Here is a 3843-nt window from a genome sequence, read left to right as displayed (position 1 = left end):
TTCGTGCAATGATAAATGTAGGAGCCAGAACCCTTTCTTTACAAGATTTTTCTGAGATCGTACTTAACAACAGCAAAATTGAACTCCATAGCCGGGCACTTGAAAAAATGGAAGCCAGTTTTCAGTTCCTCAGGAATTTTTCGGATCAAAAACTTATTTACGGTATCAATACAGGTTTTGGACCCATGGCGCAATATAAAGTAAGCGCCGAAAATGTTTTACAGCTCCAGTACAACCTCATTCGCAGCCACAGCTCGGGCAGCGGCAATTATCTTTCTCCCGCCCTGGTAAAGGCGCTGATGCTGGCCCGGCTTAACAGCCTGATGCAGGGACATTCGGGGGTACATACGGATGTAGCTGTGGTGTTGAAAGAACTCATCAATAATGATATTACGCCCTGCATTTTTGAGCATGGCGGCGTTGGCGCCAGCGGCGACCTTATACAACTGGCGCACCTGGCACTGGTGCTCATTGGTGAAGGGGAAGTAATGGTGAACGGTGAGCCCCGGCCTACCGGAGAAATTTTTAAAAAATTTGGTATAGTTCCGCTGTCTGTGCACATTCGTGAAGGGCTTGCTATATTAAACGGTACTTCAGCCATGACGGGTATCGGGCTTCTTAATATTATCCAGGCAAAGAAATTGTTGCAGTACGCTGTAATGCTTTCTGCAATGACCAATGAAGTGGTAGAAGCCTATGACGATCATTTTTCGTGTGAGCTGAATATCGTAAAAAAGCACAAAGGACAAAACAAGGTGGCGGCAATGCTGCGCGATGTATTAAAAGACAGTAAGCTGATCCGCAGCCGTTCCGAATATTTGTACAATCCCGAAAACATCAAACACGATGTTTTTGAAGATAAGGTGCAGGAATATTATTCGCTTCGCTGCGTTACCCAGGTGCTGGGCCCTGTTTTGGATACTATTGAACAGTCCGAAAAAATTGTGGTAGATGAGCTCAATTCGGTAAATGACAACCCGGTGATAGATCACGAGAATCATAATATCTTCCATGGCGGCAATTTCCATGGCGACTATGTTTCCCTTGAAATGGATAAGCTGAAAACTGCCATTACCAAGCTATCCATGTTGTCTGAAAGACAACTGAATTATTTGCTGAACAACAAGCTGAATGAAAAATTCCCGCCCTTTGTGAACCTGGGTGTGCTGGGACTTAATTTCGGCATGCAGGGCATGCAGTTCACCGCTACCTCTACCGTAGCGGAGAACCAAACCCTTTCTTTTCCCATGTATGTGCACAGCATTCCCAATAACAATGATAACCAGGATATAGTAAGCATGGGTTGCAATGCGGCGCTGATCACCAAAAAAGTTATTGATAATGCTTTTGAGGTGCTGGCTATACAAATGATAACGGTATTGCAGGCTATTGATTATGCGGAATGCGCCGACAGGTTATCTCCTGCAACAAAAGAAATGTATACTACTGTGAGAAAGATCTTCCCCAGGTTTATTGACGATCAGCCACGCTACAGGGAGCTGGAAAAAGTAAAAGATCATTTCCTGCAAAATAATATTGACTTTTTTGAAGTGCATGAAGCAGCCCGGGTAGCTATACATTAGCCTTTCATACAAATACATTATTTTACAACAAATTTCTACGGATCAATGAAACGGATCGTAATAAATTTTTCTCACAGGGGAGATCGTATATGCGAAGTTCTCCCGAAGCCGATCCGGGACAGGCATCCGTTTATTAAAAGATAAAAAGTATACGGATGAAATGCGCATTGGTTACAGGTGGTTCAAGAGGTATAGGCAGAGCTGTTTGCATAAAGCTGGCTGCAATGGGTTATTATGTGCTGGTGAATTATAAAGCCAGCGGGGAAGAAGCTCAAAAAACAATATCATCGCTTCGTGAAAGAGGCGGGAACGGGGAATTGCTGAAATTTGATGTGGGCGTTAAGGAGCAGGTAACGCAGGTGCTGGGCGGCTGGGTAGGAAAAAATCCTGAAAATAATATTGAAGTGCTGGTAAACAATGCAGGCGTAAAAGACGATGTGCTGCTGATGTGGATGAAAGATGAGCAATGGGATAATGTGATCAATACGAGCCTCAACGGTTTTTTTCATGTAACAAAGCTGGTGCTGCAAAATATGTTGATGCAGAGATACGGAAGGATCATTAATATCGTTTCCCTGTCGGGCTTAAAAGGATTGCCCGGACAAACCAATTATTCCGCGGCGAAGGGCGGGGTAATAGCGGCTACCAAGGCGCTGGCGCAGGAAGTGGGCAGGAGGAACATTACTGTAAATGCAATAGCCCCGGGCTTTATTAAAACCGATATGACGGAAGGGCTGGATGAGAAGCAATTGCGTTCCCTTATACCGGTAAGCCGTTTTGGCGAACCGGAAGAAGTGGCACATGCGGTAGGTTTTTTTGCTTCTGCCGAATCGGCTTATATTACCGGGGAAGTGTTGTCGGTAAATGGGGGGATGTATTCGTAGGGGCGGTCGGTGCCCGACGCAGGAGGGTCAGACCGCGGGACAATTTGAAAATGCAGCAGTCAGCACGCGACGAAAGGAGGGTCAGACCGCACTGCAATAGTTCTATATTATAGCTGAATTTAATATTTTAAATTGATATGCTCAGGGCTGATAGCTGACCGCTGATCGCCAAATAAAAAAATGAACAAACGGGTAGTCATAACAGGCATGGGTATTTACTCCTGCATCGGGAAAAATCCCGATGAGGTAAGGGATTCCCTGTATGTGGGGCGATCCGGTATTATACTGGATCCTGTGCGCAAGGAAATGGGATACCGTTCGGGGCTCACCGGGTTTGTGGAAAAACCTGCGTTGAAGGGGATGTTGGACCGCCGTTCCCGCATCATGCTGCCCGAACAGGGCGAATATGCTTATATGGCTACCGTGCAGGCATTGGAGCAGGCCGGGTTGGATGAAGACTATATTAAAGACCATGAGGTCGGCATTTTATACGGTAATGACAGTTCGGCAAAACCTGTTATTGATGCCACCGATATTATGCGGGAAAAGAAAGACAATATGCTGATCGGCTCGGCTTCGGTATTCCAGACGCTCAACTCAACGATCACCATGAATCTTTCCACCATTTTTAAGCTGAGGGGCGTAAACTTTACCATTAGCGCTGCCTGTGCCAGTGGTTCGCATGCCATCGGGTTGGGCTATCATTTTATAAAAACGGGTTTGCAGGATTGTATCGTTACAGGCGGGGCGCAGGAGATCAATTGCTATTCGATGGCCACTTTTGATGCATTGTCTGCTTTTTCCGTTCATGAAGGTGAGCCTCAAAGGGCATCCCGGCCATTCGACCGCAGCCGCGACGGGCTGATACCCAGTGGTGGCGGTGCTACAATTGTGTTGGAAAGTCTGGAATCGGCCACAAAAAGAGGAGCTGCCATTTTAGGGGAAGTGATAGGCTATGGCTTTTCATCGAATGGAGAACACATTTCTAATCCTACTGTGAGCGGGCCGGTGCGTTCTTTGCAAATGGCAATGAAAGATGCCGGAATGAATGCGGCAGATATAGATTATATCAATGCACATGCTACTTCCACGCCCGCGGGCGATGCCAGCGAAGCAAAAGCATTGTATACGGTATTTGGAGAACGCACGGTTCCGGTGAGCTCTACCAAATCCATGACGGGCCACGAATGCTGGATGGCGGGAGCCAGTGAGATCGTATATTCTTTATTAATGATGCATTATGGCTTCATTGCGCCAAATATCAATTTTGAATACCCGGATGAAGATTCCGTTAAATTGAATATTGTAAAAACTACCACGGAAAAAGATATAAATGTATTTTTGTCGAACTCCTTTGGCTTTGGCGGTACCAACTC

At 46.0% G+C, this 3843-nt stretch carries 3 protein-coding genes; all 3 read left to right on the top strand.

What is annotated here, in order from left to right:
* The coding region (gene flxA / locus PLH26_RS20845) for a flexirubin biosynthesis tyrosine ammonia-lyase FlxA (protein ID WP_324587949.1) at nucleotides 1-1583 on the top strand (1583 nt) is incomplete at its 5' end.
* 155 nt (nucleotides 1584-1738) lie between these two features.
* A complete protein-coding gene (gene flxB, locus PLH26_RS20840) occupies nucleotides 1739-2467 on the top strand; it encodes a flexirubin biosynthesis SDR family reductase FlxB (RefSeq protein WP_324587948.1) in 729 nt (242 codons plus the stop codon).
* A gap of 180 nt (nucleotides 2468-2647) precedes the next feature.
* A partial coding sequence (locus PLH26_RS20835) for a beta-ketoacyl-[acyl-carrier-protein] synthase family protein (protein ID WP_324587947.1) occupies nucleotides 2648-3843 on the top strand: 1196 nt, incomplete at its 3' end.

Origin of the sequence: Agriterribacter sp. (assembly GCF_035444585.1) — a bacterium.
Classification (GTDB): Bacteria; Bacteroidota; Bacteroidia; order Chitinophagales; family Chitinophagaceae; genus Agriterribacter.
This window is presented reverse-complemented; position numbering and strand designations above follow the sequence as displayed.

Coding starts and splice junctions, on each gene's coding strand:
- flxB (WP_324587948.1), top strand. CDS start 1,739: ATGAAATGCGCATTGGTTACAGGTGGTTCAAGAGGTATAGGCAGAGCT.